13 protein-coding genes are annotated in these 14,948 nt (G+C 71.9%); 9 read left to right on the top strand and 4 right to left on the bottom strand.

The features are described 5' to 3' along the window. The first annotated feature begins 186 nt into the window (after nucleotides 1-186). Complete coding sequence (locus ACFPA8_RS09630; protein WP_386445349.1) at nucleotides 187-1,173, top strand: cellulose binding domain-containing protein; 987 nt, start codon at nucleotides 187-189, stop codon at nucleotides 1,171-1,173. Nucleotides 1,174-1,239: 66 nt separating this feature from the next. Here ACFPA8_RS09630 and ACFPA8_RS09625 read toward each other — a convergent pair whose 3' ends face one another. Both ACFPA8_RS09625 and ACFPA8_RS09620 read right to left on the bottom strand, forming a co-directional pair. After that, nucleotides 1,240-2,847: a transporter gene (locus ACFPA8_RS09625; RefSeq protein WP_386445346.1), complete on the bottom strand. Its 1,608-nt coding sequence runs from the start codon at nucleotides 2,845-2,847 to the stop codon at nucleotides 1,240-1,242. Further along, nucleotides 2,844-3,686, bottom strand: a complete 843-nt coding sequence (locus tag ACFPA8_RS09620; protein WP_386445343.1) for an ABC transporter ATP-binding protein — start codon at nucleotides 3,684-3,686, stop codon at nucleotides 2,844-2,846. The genes ACFPA8_RS09625 and ACFPA8_RS09620 overlap by 4 nt, the downstream gene beginning before the upstream one ends. A 526-nt stretch (nucleotides 3,687-4,212) precedes the next feature. Here ACFPA8_RS09620 and ACFPA8_RS09615 point away from each other — a divergent pair. Further along, a complete protein-coding gene (locus tag ACFPA8_RS09615; protein ID WP_386445340.1) occupies nucleotides 4,213-5,712 on the top strand; it encodes an FG-GAP repeat protein in 1,500 nt (499 codons plus the stop codon). Between the two features lie 30 nt (nucleotides 5,713-5,742). Here ACFPA8_RS09615 and ACFPA8_RS09610 read toward each other — a convergent pair whose 3' ends face one another. Further along, a complete protein-coding gene (locus ACFPA8_RS09610; protein WP_386445337.1) occupies nucleotides 5,743-6,423 on the bottom strand; it encodes a DUF899 family protein in 681 nt (226 codons plus the stop codon). Nucleotides 6,424-6,765: 342 nt separating this feature from the next. Here ACFPA8_RS09610 and ACFPA8_RS09605 point away from each other — a divergent pair, with 342 nt between their 5' ends. The 6 genes from ACFPA8_RS09605 (at nucleotide 6,766) to ACFPA8_RS09580 (ending at nucleotide 10,956) form a co-directional block, all read left to right on the top strand. Continuing rightward, nucleotides 6,766-7,371 (top strand): dihydrofolate reductase family protein, encoded by a 606-nt coding sequence (locus ACFPA8_RS09605; protein WP_386445334.1) that lies wholly within the window; start codon nucleotides 6,766-6,768, stop codon nucleotides 7,369-7,371. A gap of 98 nt (nucleotides 7,372-7,469) precedes the next feature. Next, entirely contained in the window at nucleotides 7,470-8,060 is a 591-nt protein-coding gene (locus tag ACFPA8_RS09600; protein ID WP_386445331.1) for a dihydrofolate reductase family protein, read from the top strand. A 265-nt stretch (nucleotides 8,061-8,325) separates the two neighbouring features. Then, nucleotides 8,326-8,541 (top strand): hypothetical protein, encoded by a 216-nt coding sequence (locus ACFPA8_RS09595; protein WP_386445329.1) that lies wholly within the window; start codon nucleotides 8,326-8,328, stop codon nucleotides 8,539-8,541. 82 nt (nucleotides 8,542-8,623) lie between these two features. Next, entirely contained in the window at nucleotides 8,624-9,064 is a 441-nt protein-coding gene (locus tag ACFPA8_RS09590; protein WP_386445326.1) for a CBS domain-containing protein, read from the top strand. Further along, nucleotides 9,061-9,783: an MBL fold metallo-hydrolase gene (locus ACFPA8_RS09585; RefSeq protein WP_386445323.1), complete on the top strand. Its 723-nt coding sequence runs from the start codon at nucleotides 9,061-9,063 to the stop codon at nucleotides 9,781-9,783. Before ACFPA8_RS09590 ends, ACFPA8_RS09585 begins: the two co-directional genes overlap by 4 nt. Before the next feature lie 288 nt (nucleotides 9,784-10,071). Beyond that, the gene (locus ACFPA8_RS09580; protein WP_386445320.1) at nucleotides 10,072-10,956 is read left to right on the top strand and encodes a universal stress protein; all 885 of its coding nucleotides are present in this window, start codon (nucleotides 10,072-10,074) and stop codon (nucleotides 10,954-10,956) included. 229 nt (nucleotides 10,957-11,185) lie between these two features. Here the strand turns inward: ACFPA8_RS09580 and ACFPA8_RS09575 are convergent, their stop codons facing one another. Then, nucleotides 11,186-11,617, bottom strand: coding sequence for an Hsp20/alpha crystallin family protein (locus tag ACFPA8_RS09575; protein WP_386445317.1), 432 nt, complete (start codon nucleotides 11,615-11,617; stop codon nucleotides 11,186-11,188). Nucleotides 11,618-12,042: 425 nt separating this feature from the next. On the opposite strand from ACFPA8_RS09575, the gene ACFPA8_RS09570 reads away from it, so the two are divergent. Next, nucleotides 12,043-14,490, top strand: coding sequence for a SpoIIE family protein phosphatase (locus ACFPA8_RS09570; RefSeq protein WP_386445314.1), 2,448 nt, complete (start codon nucleotides 12,043-12,045; stop codon nucleotides 14,488-14,490). Nucleotides 14,491-14,948: the final 458 nt, after the last annotated feature.

Below are 14,948 nucleotides of genomic sequence, written 5' to 3'. Positions count from 1 at the left end.
TGCCTGGAGCAACCTAGCGCTCCGACCGGGAAAGTTCACCGGTTTGCGACGCCCGGGTCCCGGCAAACCCTCCCGGCCACAGCACTAGCCGACTCCCGGGGGCACGGCGGTAGCCTGCCCTCCCCGGTGGGCCCCTTCGCCACCTCGGTCCGCACCGGTTTCCGAATGTCGCCGGAGGGAGTTCCCTTGAGCACCGAAGACTCCGAATCCCGCGGCGTCTCCCGGCAGGCCGAGGAGCCGGACACGGCGGACGCGCCGGACGCGGCGGAAGCCTCCGGGGACGGTCCCGGCTCCCCGTCGCTCGTCCGTCCGTACGCCGACCTTCCGGTGCACATGGTCGAGGCGCCCGCCGTCCTCAACACCCCCGCGCCCCACGCCCTGGACGCGCCCGGCGCCCTGGACGAGCCGGACGCCCAGGAAGGGGCCGCGGGAAGCGGCCCCGGCGAGGCCCGTCCCCGCTGGGCATCCCTGCTGCACGGGCCGGCCGGAGGCGTCGGCCCGCGCCGAATACCCGCGCGGCGGCTGCTGTTGACGGGTGCGGCGTTCACCGGCGTGCTGCTCCTCGTCCTGACGGTGGTCCTCCACCAGACGGGCGGCTGGCCGTTCGAACAGAGTGGTGCCCGGACTCCCCGCGCCGGCGCCGGACCGCCCGCTTCCCCGGAGACCGAGGTCCCCGGGACCGGCGCACCGTCCGAGAAGAAGGAGAAGGCCACTGCCGACTCCGGCTCCTCCCCCTCCCCGAAGGCGGGGGACGGCGCGGGCGACGACGAGCCCACCGACAGCGCGGAGGACGACAGGGCCGGGCCGGACGAGACCGGGCCCCCCTCCGCCCCCGCAGCCCCGGCCCCCGGCGGGCCCGGCGGAGGAGGTGGCGACCCCGGCTGTGACGCCTCCTGGCACGTGGGCAGCCAGTGGGAGGACTTCACCGCCACGGTGCGGGTCACCAACACCACCGGACGTCCCGTCCACGGCTGGGAGGTCACCTGGACCTGGCACGACGACAAGCGGTTCACGAAAACCTGGAACGCCGAGATCCAGCAGTCGGGCAACTCCGTCACCGCACGCAACGTCAGCACGAACGGCGAGATCTCCCCGGCGGGCGAGGTCACGTTCGGCTTCGAAGCCACCGGCAGCGGGAGTCCCGCACCACGTCTGACCTGCCGCGTCCTCTGACCGGCAGCACGTCCGTCTTCGCACGCGCGATGCCGGGCGTGGCGTACGCCCCCTCGGTGCGGCCCGTCAGCCCCGGCTGACCGCCGTGAGGATCTCCGGGAGCCGGGCCACCACCCGCGGCGCCGCGCCCCGGAGGGCGAGGGCGGGCGCGGTGAGCCCGTAGAGGAGCCCGGCGGGCAGCACGGCCCACAGCCACGCATGGCCTCCGGAGAGGTGCAGCCAGACCGTCAGCGCGACGAGCGGTCCGCACAGCAGGGCGCCGACGGCCATGCCGCCGAAGATGCTGAGGTAGGCGAGGGAGCCCTGTCCGGGGACGACGTTCTTGTGGCCGCTGTCCTGCGGGACGGAGTACGGGAAGCGGTACGAGGTGTAGACGCCCGTGGCCAGCAGAACTCCGAGCAACCCCAGGGCCAGGCCCAGCACTTCGGGAATCATCCGCCACTTCCCCAGGACCCCGGAGTAGCCCACCACGACCACCGTGACGTACGGCACCGCGACGAGCGCGATGGCGAGCATCCGGCCGCGCATCTCGACGTACGCGTCACGCGCGGAGGAGATCGTCGAGGCCACCAGCCAGAAGCCCGAGTAGTCCTGCCCGAACTGGTTGTACATCTGGATCCCGAGCAGCCCGGCCACCCAGCAGGCGTTGTACGCGCTCCCGTTGCCCTGAGCCGCGAACACCACCGGCAGCATGAGCCCCACGCCGAGCGAGGAGGCCCAGCCCACTCTCGTCTTCGGGTCCCGCCAGGCGTAGCGCAGGGTACGGAGCATCACCGCACCCGTGCGGTTCTGGGGCAGGAGCCCGGCGAGGCCCTTGCCGTCGGTGCGTCCGCGCGTCTTCTCCCGCGCCGTCGTGGACTGGACGGTCGAGGCGTCCGGTGAGGTCATCAGCCGTTCCAGGCTCCTGTACCACCACCACAGCAGCGCAGCCAGCGCGGCACCGGACAGGGCGACTTGAGCGACGGCAGGCCCGTACGCGCCCTCGCTCGCCGACTGCACAGCCGCGACGGCCGAGGCGGGCGGAAGCCAGGCCAGCACGTCAGCCGTCGGTTCGAGCGCCGAGAGCCCCCCTTGTTCGCCCAGCCGCTGAGCACCCAGATTGAGAAGCTGAATCCCGACTGCGATGACCAGACCGCTGAGCAGCGCCAGGTCCCGTCCCCGGCGGCTGGTGAGCAGGCGGACGTTGGCAGTGGCAGCCGCCCGCGCCAGTGCCACGCACACGAGGACGAGCAGCGGCATGGCGATCACCGCGGTCACCGTCCCCGCGGCGCCGTGCGCGACGGCCAGGACGGCGCCGAAGGCGAGCACGACGGTGAACAGCGGGCCTATTCCGACGAGGGAGGCGGTCAGCAGCGCCGGCATCAGCCGGCGGGCCCGCAGCGGAAGCATGACCAGCCGGGTCGGATCGAGTGTCTCGTCACTGCCGGGGAAGAACAGCGGCACCACCGCCCAGCCGAGCGCCAGCAGAGCCGCCAGCGGAACGACGACCGCGGCGGCGTGCTCGCTGCCCCGCAGCAGGATCAGCCCCAGGAGCTGGCCTGCGCCGAACAGCAGCACGAGCACGATGGACGTGACGAAGGCGGCAGTCCGGCCCGAGGACTGGCGGAGACCGTTCCGCAGGAGCGACAGCTTGATCCGTGTGAACGTCCAGGTGACGGAGGGCGCCGCGCTCACTCGGCACCGTCCGGCCGCCCGGCACGGCCGCCCAGCCAGTCGAGGCCGTCCCGGGCAGCCGCCCGCTCGTGCGCCCCGACGAGTTGCAGGAAAGCCTCGTGCAGGGAGTCCGCCGGGCCTATGACATCCGCGAGCGGGCCGTGCGCGCGGATGCTGCCGACGGCCATGACGGCGACCCAGTCGCACAGCGACTCCACGAGCTCCATCACGTGGCTGGAGAAGACGACTGTCGCACCGGAGCTGGTGTAGCGCTCGAGCACGGTGCGGATCGTCTCCGCGGAAACCGGGTCGACGCCTTCGAACGGCTCGTCCAGGAAGAGCACTTCGGGGTTGTGCAGCAGCGCGGCGGCGAGACCGATCTTCTTGCGCATGCCTGTGGAGTAGTCGACGACCAGCTTGTGCTGCGAGCCGACGAGGTCGAGCGTGTCGAGCAATTGCGTCGTGCGCCGGTCGGCCTCCTCGCGGGGGAAGCCGCGCAGCGCGCCGAGGTGGGTGAGGAGTTCGCGCCCGGACAGCCTCTCGAACAGCCGCAGTCCCTCCGGCAGCACTCCGATGCGGGACTTGACGTCGACCGGATCGCGCCACACGTCGCGCCCGGCCACCTCGACGGTGCCGGAGTCCGGACGGAGCAAGCCGGTGATCATGGAGAGGGTGGTGGTCTTGCCGGCGCCGTTCGGACCGACCAGGCCGACGAACTGCCCCGCCGGAACGTCGAGGTCGATGCCGCCGACGGCGACCTGTTCGCCGAACTGCTTCCGCAGCCCCCTCACCCGCACTGCCGCGGCAGGGTTTCGGCGGCTGGTGCCGTCGAGTTGCTGCTGTGGTTCCTGCACTGTCACAGCCGTGCCTTTCATCGTTCTCCGCGGGCGCGCGACCGGGATGACCGCCGGTTCGTCGTCGTCCGGCCACGGAACCGGCTCCCCCCCCTTCCGGCCCGGGGCTCCGGCCGCATCCCGATGCCCCGGTGGCACCTCAGTATCCACACGCGTCTGCGGAAGCGTGACCTTCTCGGCGGACTCGGTACCGGGCTGAAGCTGCCTCGCGGCGATCTCCGCTGCCCGCCCTGCCGGTCGGGCGGTTGCGCGCGCCGGCCGACGGCCCGGAAGCGCCGCGCAGACGCACAGGGGCCGCGGCCCAGTCGTCGCTGTTCGCGGGCAGACCGTCACGTACAACCCTGGCCGGGCTTCGGAGGTCTTCCAGGTGACTGGGATACGGGCATTGCGCTCACAGTGCTCCACAACGGGCGAAGCCGCACTCGATTCCACGCCCCGCTGCGGCGGGCGCGGTGTCTCGCCCGCGCTCCAGCTCTCCACCGCGGCCGGGCAGGACGCCGCAGGCAACGTCGAGGACCAAGGAGGTTCTCCCGTGCGTCACTTCAGAAGTGCGGCCCTCGCAGCCGCCGCCCTCCTCACCTTCGGTGGCGGTGCACTGACCGCGGCTCCCGCCGCACAGGCCGCCGTGCCCTTCCCGTCCATCGGCTGGCAGCAGCGCAACTGCGACTACGACGGCAACGGTTTCGACGACGTGCTGACGGGCGCACCCGGAGCCACGGTGAGCGGCGCCGCGGGCGCCGGCTACGTCACCGTGCAGTACAGCTCGTCGAGCGGTCTCAGCACGACCAGGAAGAGCGTCCTCAGCCAGAACACGCCGGGCGTCCCCGGCGGTGCCGAGGCCGGTGACGGCTACGGGCGCGCCGTGGCCTCCGGCGACCTGGACGACGACGGCTACGACGACGCGATCGTCGGCATCCCCGGCGAGGATCTGGCGGGGCTGTCCGACGCGGGCGGCGCCGTCGTGTTCTGGGGCTCGCCGACCGGACTGCACGGGTCCGACAGCACCTGGCTGGAGAACCCCGAACGGCCGCGGGCCGGCGCGAAGTTCGGGCGGGCGGTCGAAGCGGCCCGGTACTTCGCCCCGGACCCTGCGGACCCGGACGCCGATCCGCGCGACAGCATCGCCGTCCTGGAGAACGACACGCTGCTGTTCTTCACCGCCCCGCCCGGGGCGGCCCGGCAGCTGAAGCCCGCGGACGAGGGAGCCCGGGCTCCGGACGCCGCCCCGGCGGCGACCGGCTTCGCCCCCCGGAGCCTCAGCCACGGCAATTTCAACGAGGACCCCTGGGCGGACCTCGCGGTGTCCGGGGTGACCACCGGCGACCAGCCGGGCATCGGCACCACCCGGGTGCTGCACGGTGCGCCCGGTGCCGGGGAGTTGGGGGACGGCGGCACGTTCCAGGGAGGTCCCGCGGTCACCGCAGGCGACTTCAACCACGACGGCCAGGACGACCTGGCCGTCGGCGACACGGGCTCCGGCTCGTCCCTCGGCGGATCCGTCTCCGTCCACCTGGGCAAGGGCGACCTCTCCGGCCTCGACCCGGTCCCCGCGCAGAAGTGGACGCAGGACTCCCCGGGCGTCCCCGGACAGGCAGAGGCCGGCGACCGGTGGGGCGCCGAGATGTCCGCCGGCGACACCGACGGCGACGGCCGCCCCGACCTCGCCGTCGGCGCCCCCGGGGAGGACATCGGCTCCACCTCGGACGCGGGTGCTGTCTGGGCGCTGCGCGGCGCACCGGGCGGACTGACGGCGACCGGAGCACGCAGCTTCGACCAGAACCACTCCGGCATCCCCGGGGTGGCGGAGGCGTCGGACCGCTGGGGCGGCCAGGTGCGGCTCGTCGACGCCGACAAGGACGGCCGGTGCGGCCTGCTGGCCGCGGCACCGGGTGAGAACACCGACGACGGCTACGTCTGGGTCCTCCCCGCGTCCTCGTCGGGGCTGACCGCCCAGGGCACATGGACCTACGACGCGGCCCGTCTCGGAGTGACGGCGGCGAATGCGCAGTTCGGCGCGGCGATCGACGAGTAGCGGGACCCGAGGGGGGCTGTCGGACGTGCCCTAGTAGCCGAGCGCGGCGGACCAGTCGCCCCGGCCTCGGCGGGTGAGGTCGAGTACGTGCCAGACCGGGCTGTACAGGTCGATGCCCCGCTGGTCGATGTCCTCGGACATCCGGGGGTGCACCGAGTAGGAGTGGCGTACGGACCCGTCGTCGTCGCGGGTGAACACCGACACAGTCGAGTCCTGTTCGCCCTCGGCGTCCTCGCTGCCCAGGTCGTACTTGAAGGTCCCGGACCCGGCGCTGAGCAGACGGAGATTCGTCCAGTGCCGGTTCCGGGCGTGCGCGCGGAGCGCGGGCAGGCCGGCCGCGGCGACGACCGCGAGGTCGACGTTCTGCGCGATGTGGCGGGCCACTCCGTTGAGCCCGTCGAGCCACATCGTGCACATGGGGCACGGTCCGGTCTGCTTCTTGCCGTACATGAAGTGGTAGACGACCAGGTCACGCCCGGGCCCGGTGAACAGCTCACTCAGCCGTACGGTCTGCGTCGGGGCGTCACCGGCCTGCAGGTCGGCGGGGCCCTCCTCGAAGGCGTAGTCGTCGACGACAGGTCCCTGCGGCAGCCGGCGACGCTGCTCGGCGACGCGTTCACGATGGCGCATCAGCTCGATCTCCGCCTGCTGCAGCTCCTCGCGGGCGCTGACGTACTCGGCCGACTCCCCGGTGAGATTGGTTTGACGCATCGCTACTCCTGGCCTGACTGCGTGTGGTCGCCGCCGTCTGCGCCGACCCGTCACCGTAGGCACGCGCGCAGGGCCCGTCGTGCAGCGAAACGGCCGGCCGCCGCAGCGACTTCCAGGACGGCTGGAGCGATGCTCGCCCGTCCAGGATCCGAACCTGCGACACCACTTCCGGAGCGAGGCCGGGCGGATCACCCCTGACCTGCGCACGTGCACGTGGGAGCTGTCACCGTCCAACTCGGCTGTCAGACACCCGGTTTCTCCCTGAGTTCTTCCGATGAATTCCGCTCCGCTGCGCAGTCCGTAGGGCTCTGAGAAAACCGCACTGACGAACGGAGAACCGACATGTCTTCCACCGGGCGTTCCGGAGCCCGCCGCAGGATCGTCGCCTGGGCGAGCGTGTCCATGGACGGATTCACCAGTGGGCCTGACGGTCCGGAGCACGACACGTGGTTGTACGAACATGCGTCGCAGGAGCAGACGGGTGCCTACTTCGAAGGGATCTGGCGAGGCGCCGACACGGCGTTGCTGGGCCGGACGAACTACGAGGGCTTCTTCTCCGTCTGGCCGTCGATCACGAGGGACCCCGCCACCGACGCGCGTACCCGTGATCTCGGCAAGTGGCTCGACACCGTCGAGAAGGTGGTCTTCTCGCGCACGCTGAAGAAGGCGGACTGGCACAACGCGCGTATCGCCCAGGACCTCGAGGCGGAGGTCACCGCTCTCAGGGACGCACCGGGCCGAGACGTGCTCGTGCTCAACAGCGCGAGCATCATCCAGGCGCTGCTGCGCGCCGACCTGGTCGACGACCTGCGCTTCGCCGTCGTACCGGTCCTGCTGGGCGGCGGGCTTCGTCTGTTCCCCGAGGGCCTTCCCGCGTCGAGGTGGAGCCTGGCCGAGACCACGGCCCTGAAACACGGCGCCGTGGGGCTTCACTACCGCCGTGCCTGACGCACGGCCGCTCTTCGAGACCTGCGCGGCGCGATGAATTCCCGTGACGGGCGCGGTCCTGGCTCGTACCGCAACGAGAACCGAACGGAGGAGCAGCCATGGCGAAGGTCGTCGCAGATATCACCATGTCACTCGACGGGTACGTGACCGGGCCCGATCCCGGCCCCGAGCAAGGTCTTGGCCGGGGCGGCGAGCCCCTGCACGCCTGGGTGGAGAGCGACCACGAGGTCGACCGGGACGTGCTGCGGGAGATCGCCGAGGCGCCCGGCGCGGTGGTGATGGGCCGCCGGCTGTTCGACGTCGTCGACGGACCGCACGGCTGGAGCGACGAGATGGGCTACGGAGCGGAGCACTCCACCAGGCCGCGGTTCTTCGTCGCCACGCACACGGTGCCGGAACGGGTTCGCCTCGACCTCGACTTCACGTTCGTCACCGACGGGCTGGCATCGGTGATGGACCAGGCCAAAGCCGCCGCGGGAGACAAGGACGTCTTCGTGATGGGCGGTGGCGACGTGATCCGTCAGTGCGTCGACGCAGGGCTGGCCGACGAGCTGATCATCCATCTCGCCCCGATCGTGCTCGGCGCAGGCACACCCTTGCTGGTCGACTGTCACCACCGCCGACTGGTCCAACGCGACGTGCGCATCTCGCCGAACGCCGTCCACCTCGTCTACGCACTGCACAGCTGACCGACCGGTCGTACCCACCTCGGGTGGTGAACCACGAGGTGAGTTCGAAGGTCCTGGACGGCTTCCCGGGGGCGGGACAGGCCCGGCCCGGGGGCGGGACAGGCCCGGCCCAGGACAGGACCGGCCCTGGGACCTTCGGCCCTCCTTTTGCGGCATGAGGCTACGGGCGCGGAAATCGGAAACCCCGGACGGTGCAGGCGCACGCTCGTCTGCTCAGCCGGGCCGTCGAGCGGCTCATCCGATCCGTCAGGTACGGAGGCCCCAGATGACCGAGTACCGCCCCCACGAAACCGGCCCCCCGAAGACCCAGCAGGAGGAACGGCTGTGTCTGCTGGAGGAACAGGTGTCGACACTCGCGGATGCCATACGCGCACTGGCCCAGGGCCTGGAGAGCATCCCGACCGAGGACGTCTCCCAGGCGAAGGAGGCCGCTCGTGGCGCGGGGATGGCACACGAGATCCTTCTCGCCCAGAAGCTGTGAGAGAGGCAGTGAGATCGCCCGGAAGCGCCCGGAAGCAATCGCGCGGAAGCTGTGAAACGTCGAGCCCCCGAGGAGCAGAGACATGACACAGATCAGCAACGCCATGAGCACACCGCCGGCCAGCGTGGCCCCGGACGCGTCCCTGGAGGAAGCGGCCCGGCACATGGCCGACGCCCGGGTCGGAGCGCTGCCGGTGGTGGAGGACGACCACGTCGTCGGCCTCGTCACCGACCGTGACCTGGTCATACGGGCGATGGCTTCCGGGCTGGCACCGGACCGTCCGGTGCGGACGGTCATGTCCTCCGACCCGGTCACCGTCGATGCCGGCACGGCCGTTCCGGCCGCGCAGCACGCCATGCGCTCCATCGGCGCCCGCCACCTTCCGGTGACGGACGACGGCCGGCTGGTCGGGATGGTCTCCTTCGACGATCTCTTCTGTTACCTCACCAGCCAGCAGGTGGAACTCGCGGACGTGGTCGACGCAGCACGCCAGGCCCGCGACCCCTTCCGCACGGAGGCATGAGCCGCCCACCGGCGGAAGCCGCCGGAAGGCGGTCCACCGGCACAGGGGCGGTCAGCCCGCTGCGGCTCACGCTGCTCGGGGTCGGTGCGATGAACTCGCCACGCTTCGCACCGGCCGGACTGCTCCTGCGCCACGGCCGTCACCGCATCGTCTTCGACGGAGGCCCCGGCGCCGGGCCGCCGGTGCGTCCGGACGCCTGGCTCGTCACCGACGAACACGCCGAACTCCGCTCCGAGCTGCGCCGTATGGCAGCCGGACACGGCCTCGTCCCGCACGCGGGAGACGTCACCCTGGGCGCCGGGGGCGCCGGCGGCATCGAGGGCACCGGCGAAGCCCGGGGACACGCAGTCGTCGTACGTGCCTGTCCCGTCGTGCACACATCGCACCCCGCATACGGCTACCGGATCGAATGCGACGGCCTGCTGGCGGTGTGGGCGCCGGAGTTCATGGAGTTTCCCCGCTGGGCCGCCGGCGCCGACCTGCTGCTCGCCGAGGCATCGTCGTGGAACCGCCCGATCCATTTCCGTGGGGGAGCGGGCGGCCACGCGAGTGTGCGCGACGTCGGGGCGGAGGCCGCCAGGCACGGCGTACGGAGGGTCGTGTACGCCCATATCGGACGGCCGTGCATCCGTGCGATGGACGCGGGGCTGACGCCGGAGGTGGGCGAATGGGGCCGCGAGGGACGGACCTACACGCTCCGGCCACGGGCCGTGGGGTGACCGGCCCGAACCTGGGCGGAGCCCCGCACCCGGTGCCGAACCTGCGCACATGCGCCGCGAGTTGTCGGCCCTGAGCCGCGGGCGTACGCGGAGCGGGTGGACCCCGGGCGTCCGGGGAGCGGGTGCGGGGCCACCGTCGCCTGCTGCCGGAGTGCGGTGCGCCCCTGCTGCCGGAGTGCGGTGCGCCGAGCGCCGGCGGAACGCGCGGACAGCGGCAGATGGGCCCACAGTGGTTCAGTGGTTGCTGCCCCCTGCTGAACCACTGTCCCGCCTGCCGGAGGTGGACCTATGACCGGGACCGTCGTCGTCGGCCTCGACGGATCAGCCCGAAGCCGGGCCGCGTGCCGGTGGGCGGCCCTCGAGACCGTGAGCCGTCAGGCCACGCTCGATCTGGTGCACGTCGTCGATTCCGGTCCGCCCGCCGGGCCGGTGGTTCCTCCCGAGCCGGCCGGCTCCGGGGCCGACCGGGGCGAGACGATCACCCGTGAGGCCGACGAGGAGCTGACCGAACGGCACCCGGACCTGCGTACGACCCGGAAGGTGCTGACCGGAAGGCCCGCACAGCTTCTCTGCGAGCTCAGCTCCGGCTCCGACCTGGTGGTGCTGGGCTCCCGCGGGCTGGATCCCGTGGCCGGGTTCCTGGTCGGCTCGGTCGCTCTCCCCGTGGTCGCACACGCGCTCTGCCCCGTCGTTCTCGTACGGTCTGCGGCGCGTGAGCCCTCCGCACCGTCCGCGGGAGCCGCGCCGGGCGATGTCCTCCTCGGCGTGGATCTCCCCGCGCCGGCCGACGAGCTCGTCTCCTTCGCCTTCGACACGGCCGCCCGCGCGGGCTGCGGGCTCCGGATCGTGCACTGCTGGCAGATGCCGGTGCCGATGCTCGCCGCGCGGCCGGCGCCGGAGCCGTCCAGGCTCCCTGCCGAGCTGGGGGAGGAGCGGACCGAGGCGCTGCACATGGCACTGCGACCGTGGCGGGAGAGATATCCCGGAGTTCGCGTGCACGAACAGGCGGTCGAGGGCCGTCCTGCCAGGCGCTTGCTGCAGAACTCCCCGGACGCCTCGCTCGTGGTGGTCGGCCGCCGCATCCGCCGGCCCCGGGGCTCCACGCGCATCGGGGCGGTGGCACACGCGGTACTGCACCACGCGCGTGTCCCCGTCGCTGTCGTACCGCACTGACGTACTGCCGGCGGGGAGTCGGCGGGTCGGCGGGGGCGAGGGGGCGCCGGTGATCCGGATCCGTACCCGTGCCGGGGGCCACGCTGAAGATCGCGGACTGTGCCCGCCGGAGCCCGCCCGAGCCGACCGTGGTGCACGCGTGGACCGGCCCGGCACGCGGGCCGGTCCACATGCGACCGGCAGCTCTGCCGTGCGTGTTCACCACCGGCCGGCCTTGGAGAATCCGGGACTACCCGGACGGACGCTGCACCGAGATGGTCCTCGCCTCGGATCCGGGTTTGGCCACCGGCACCGACACCGTGAGGATGCCGTCCTTGTAGTCGGCCCTGGCTTCGTCCGTACGCGCACCGGCGGGAAGCCGCACAGCCCTGGCCAGAGCCCCGTAGTGGAACTCCGAGTGGCCCTTGCTCTCGGTCCTCTCGCTGCGCTCCGCGCGGATCGTCAGCATGTCGCCCTCGACGGTGATGTCCACGTCCTGCTCGGGATCGATGCCGGGCAGCTCGGCGTTGAGGGTGAACTCGCCGTCCGTCATGCCCTCCTCGATGCGGATGCTGTGCGCGCCCGAGCGCAGCGTGGGGACGGCCGGGAAGTCGGGGATCATCCAGTCGAACAGGTCCGGCAGCGTGGCTCCGGTGTGACGACGTTGCACCGATGCAGGCATGGTCGCTCCTTTCCTGGGCCTCAGGCTGAGCCTCGTCGCCATGGCAGTCATTGCTCTGCTGAGTGATTGCTCTGCCGAGTGATTGCTCTGCTAGTCATGGCTCCGGTCACCCTCAGGGTCGGACCGGTCCTGCGTACGGCACGAGGGCCGAACGGTCCCGGTCACGGGGACGACCGGGCCGGGCCCGTGGCCGGACCGGTCCGTGATCTCCGCTCACCTGGAGTAGTCCATGGCGCGACCGTGCCGTGAGCGCGCGATGATCTCTCTCGGCTGCTTGCGCGGCGTGGGAGCGCGACGGAACGCGAGGAATGCCCCCCGGGCCGATACTGGGTGCAGCATCGTAGGTGCTGCCATCGGATCACGGTGGGGAGTCACCCCCGAGCGGCGCCCGCGTGGTCCCACTGGGAAGGCACGAGGTGGTGGTGATGGAAGCCTCGCTGTTCAGTGAGGGGCCAGAAGATCCATTCGCCGTGGGCAGCGCGGCCCCGGTCGTACTCGACGATCACGGAAGGGTCGTGGGGTGGAGCGAGCGGGCCGAGGAACTGCTCGGCCACGCCCCTGAAGAGGTGCTCGGCCGGTCCGCGGACGACGTCCTGGTGGACCCCGGTGATCGCGAAGTCGTCATGGAGGCGGTGGCGGCATGCACGCGCGACCGCGGGTGGTTCGGCGTCGTTCCCGTGCGGCACCGCGACGGTCGTCGCGTGGAGATGGGGTGCCGCGTCAGGGCCGTCGTCAGACCAGATTCCAGCTGCGAGTGGTTCCTCGTCGGTTCCCCGGCCGAAGAGGTCGTCCAGTGGGAGACGGACCGGTCGCTGCTGTACGGGTTGTTCCGCCGCTGTCCGATCGGACTCTCCATCTTCGCCCCGGACCTGAGCATTCTGCGCGTGAACCGGGCGATCGCGAAGTTCAGCGAGGTCTCGGCCGAGGAGCACCGCGGCCGGCGCGTCGGCGACTTCCTGTTGCCGCCGGATGCGGACGCCGTGGACGCGCAACTGCGGGAGGTACTGGAGTCGGGGAGGTCCTCGCTCTTCGCCGAGCAGCTCTGCCGCACCAACTCGGACCCCGCCCGGGAGATGATCGTGTCGGTCTCGGCGTTCCGGATGCAGGACCCCGCCGGCCGGGTCTTCGGGGTGGCGCAGACGGTCGAGGACGTGACCGACCGCTACCGGGCCCGTCATCGGCTGTCGCTGCTCAACGAGGTCAGCGGCCGCATCGGGACCACGCTGAACGTGGCGAAGACCGCCCGTGAACTGGCCGGAGCGGTGGTGCCCGACCTGGCCGACTGTGTTTCCGTGGATCTGCTGGAGCCCGTGATCCGCGGCGACGAGCCCGTCCAGGGGGCGTACGGACCCGCGCGCAGGATGGCCGTCCACTGTGACCGGCCGGAGATGTCGCAGTTCATGGCTCCGGTGGGGGACACGATTTCGCTTCCACCGGACTCTCCGCACATCCGCTGCGTGCTGGAGCGGCGTCCGGTCCTCGAAACGCATCTGGACAGCCGCCTTCCGTGGCTGGCCGCCGATCCCGGGGCGGCCGAGCGCGCGCTCGGCCTGGGCGTCCACTCGCTGATGGTGGTGCCCTTGGCCGCGCGCGGGATCGTGCTGGGCACGCTCGGCCTGTGGAGGTCGCGACGGCCAGGGCCGTTCGAGGCGGACGATCTCACGCTCGTGGAGGAGATCGCGTCCCGTGCCGCGTTGTGCATCGACAACGCCCGCCGCTACACCCAGCAGCACCAGGCGGCACTCACCCTCCAGCACAGCCTGCTGCCGCACGACGTCCCCGGACACCCGGCGGCCGAGATCGCCCACCGCTATCGCCCGGCCGACCCGACCGCCGGTGTCGGCGGCGACTGGTTCGACGTCATCCCGCTCTCCGGGCTCCGCGTCGCCCTCGTCGTCGGTGACGTGGTCGGACACGGCACCCATGCCGCGGCCACGATGGGGCGGCTGCGCACCGCCGTGCACACTCTGGCCAACCTCGACCTCAGCCCTGACGAGGTACTCGCCCACCTCGACGATCTCGTCGACCGCCTGGCCGCCGAGCAGGGGACCGTCGACGCACATTCCCCCCAGCTCATCGGCGCGACCTGCCTCTACGCGGTCTACGACCCGGTCTCCCGGCTCTGCACCCTGGCCCGCGCGGGCCATCTGCCGCCCGCGGTCGTCACCCCGGACGGGGAGGTGAGCATCCCCGACGTACCGGCGGGCCCGCCGCTCGGCCTGGGCGGACTGCCGTACGAGGCCACCGAGCTGGAGCTGGCCGAAGGCAGCCTGCTGGCCCTGTACACCGACGGCCTCCTCGAGGCCCGCCGGCAGGACCTCGACGACGGGCTGGCGCTGCTGCGCGGGGCGCTGGCCGTCCCCGGCCGCACGCTGGAGGACACGTGCACTGCGGTGGAGGATGCGCTGCTGCCCGAACAGCCCGCCGACGACGTCGCACTGCTCATCGCCCGCACCCGGGCCCTCACGGCGGAGAAGGTGGCCACGTGGGAGCTGCCGGCACAGCCCACCGTCGCGGCGCGGGCACGGACGCTGACGGCACGTCAACTCACCGAGTGGGGGCTGGACGAGATGGCCTTCACCACCGAACTCCTCGTCAGCGAGCTGGTCACCAACGCCTACCGTTACGCCGACGGGCCGATGACCCTGCGCCTCATCCGTGACCGCGACCTCATCTGCGAAGTCTCCGACACCAGCAGCACCTCCCCCCGCATGCGCCGGGCCCGCGTCACGGACGAGGGGGGCCGTGGGCTCTTCCTGGTGGCCCAGCTCGCCCAGCGATGGGGCACGCGCTACGTACGCGACGGCAAGACCATCTGGGCCGAACAGCCGCTGGCCTTCTCGCCGTCGACGATGTCGCCCGCCCGCGCCTGAACCCCGTCCCCGCCACGGAGCTGTGCCGGAGACTCTGGTGAGGAGGCCCCTCGGGCCGTAGGCGGAGCACTGCGCCGCGCTCGCACCGGTGACGGCGCTCGCCCCCGAACACCCGGAGGACCAGGACGAGTTCGCGCCGAACTCGCGCCCGCCGGGCTCCGGTTGGAGACCTGCGGGCACTGAGGTTCGACGTTCGGAGGTACCGGAGCCGAACCGCCGCCGGGCCGGGCGCCGGCACCGTCCACGGCGCCAGGCGCAGGCCGAGGTCGGCCTGATGACGCGACACGCCGTTTCCCCTCATCAAGTCGACCGACATGATGGGCAGTTGTGAGCGAGGGGGATGGCAGTCGGGCGGATCGCAGCGGTATGCGGACGCCTACGGTGTCAGGCTCCTTCGGCACGGCACGGCACGGCACGGGCGACGAACGCCGGCGCCGGAAAGAACGCCGAAGCAGTCC

Origin of the sequence: Streptomyces ovatisporus (genome assembly GCF_042653885.1) — a bacterium.
Classification (GTDB): Bacteria; Actinomycetota; Actinomycetes; order Streptomycetales; family Streptomycetaceae; genus Streptomyces; species Streptomyces ovatisporus.
This window is presented reverse-complemented; position numbering and strand designations above follow the sequence as displayed.